This is a genomic window from Pantoea sp. QMID4, assembly GCF_030270445.1.
In the GTDB taxonomy this organism is placed as follows: Bacteria; Pseudomonadota; Gammaproteobacteria; order Enterobacterales; family Enterobacteriaceae; genus Pantoea; species Pantoea vagans.
In genome coordinates this window covers 1-393 of record NZ_BSXL01000040.1, presented here as the reverse complement: position 1 = coordinate 393, position 393 = coordinate 1, and the positions used below count along the sequence as shown (strand labels likewise).

Sequence of the window (393 nt, the reverse complement as noted above, 5' to 3'; positions counted from 1 at the left end):
GCTACGCGGTCTACCAGCTGACGGTGGAGCCGGACCTGTGGCCGATGCGGCGCGACCGCAACCTGCGCATCTTCCAGAGCCAGACGGTGCCGCAGATTGTGCAGACGCTGCTGAAGGAGTACGCGGTTAACGTTGAGACGCGCCTGACGGGCAACTACCGGGTGTGGGAGTACTGCGTGCAGTATCAGGAGAGCAGCCTGGACTTTATCAGCCGGCTGATGGAGCTGGAGGGGATTTACTACTTCTTCCGCCACGAGGCGGACAAGCATACGCTGGTGCTGTGCGACGCGCCGGACCAGCATCAGGCGTTTCCGGGCTATGAGACCATCGCCTATCACGTCACCCCGTCGGGCGGCGTGGTCACGGAAGAGGGCATCAGCCAGGGGTCGCTGG

Annotated in this window: 1 protein-coding gene; it reads left to right on the top strand. The window is 63.6% G+C overall.

Annotation, left to right across the window (positions count from 1 at the left end; translation table 11 throughout):
* Window positions 1-393, top strand: a 393-nt coding sequence (locus QSK07_RS22725; RefSeq protein WP_285797976.1) for a contractile injection system protein, VgrG/Pvc8 family, incomplete at both ends; no start/stop codon positions are given.